This window comes from Saccharibacillus sp. O23 (genome assembly GCF_002205895.1).
GTDB lineage: Bacteria > Bacillota > Bacilli > Paenibacillales > Paenibacillaceae > Saccharibacillus.
This window is the reverse complement of the sequence record NZ_NJDE01000041.1, coordinates 1-1091: the sequence shown is the minus strand read 5'-3', so window position 1 is coordinate 1091 and position 1091 is coordinate 1. Positions and strand designations below refer to the sequence as shown.

General features: G+C 58.0%; 1 rRNA gene and 1 pseudogene. Both read right to left on the bottom strand.

Going from position 1 to position 1091, the window contains the following annotated elements:
* Window positions 1–283 (bottom strand): 16S ribosomal RNA (locus CDO73_RS27020); the annotation flags it as partial.
* 179 nt (window positions 284–462) lie between these two features.
* Window positions 463–1091, bottom strand: a pseudogene (locus tag CDO73_RS27310) (hypothetical protein); the annotation flags it as partial.

The following is a 1091-nucleotide window of genomic DNA, read 5'->3' as shown; positions in this document are numbered from 1 at the left end:
TTAGTCTTTCACATCTCACTTATCTCACCTCTTTCGTGCCCTTTTCGCCCAGTTATTCCTATTAACGCTCGCCGCCCCCGTATTACCGCGGCTGCTGGCACGGAGTTAGCCGGTGCTTCTTCTGTGATTAACGTCTTTGATACTCCTGTTAACCTTCATCTCTTACTTTTCACCGAAAGAACGTTACAACCGCATGCGTTCTTTTTTTTTTTTTTTTAGAGTGAGACCTAAGATATTAATAAAGGAGAAAAAATGTTGATGCAGGGTCCATACAAGGTATCTCAGGAAATGGTAGTGGAGGATGTTATTTTTTTTTTTCAGGAAGCCTGCTCCCACACTGACGACCGTAGTTGACAGAGTGGTTGGAATCGCGCCCAGCAGCTGCACGAACGCTGTCGAGATTAACGAAGGATCAAGCTGCATCAGATTCGGCCTCCTTTTCCAGTGTCCACGTCCGGTAGATTATGGAGCAGATATCGATAGGTGCTTCGCCGCTTCCGATTGAACCAGGTCGCTTCTCCGGAAAGATCGCAAGAGCGTCGTGTTATAAACGCCCGCCTGTTCGAACCAAGCGATCCGATCGCGGATCTTGGCGCTCTCGGCCGACGTGAACTCCAGCGTGATCGGCAGCAGCAGCTCCTGCGAAGCGGCTTCGGGCACGCCGAATTTATCGTAATAATATTCGTAATTGATCCGCTCGTGAGCGGCGTGTTGATCGATCAGATACAGCCCGTCTTTGTTCTGGGCGATCAGATACGTGCCGTGATGCTGCCCGATCAGCGTCAGTTCGGGAAAAGCGGGACGCTTCGGCGCTTCGCCGCGGCTGTACATCTCCGCCGCGCGCGCCATCGCGGCGGCTTGTCCCGGCGGGGACGGCTGTTTTGCGCCGGGGCCGCCGCCGTAAGCGGGCCGGCCGGCGCCGGAGGCATCCCGGCCTCCGGTATAGCCGCTGCCGCGGCTGGGCTCCCGCACCTGCTGCGGGAGCGTGTCGCGCACGCTGCCGGCGGCCGGGTACGCGGCGGACGCGCCCGGAGCGTCCGCCTTTGGCTTGCCGCCGGCGGCGGAGCCGGGTTCGGCGGCCTGCGCAGCGG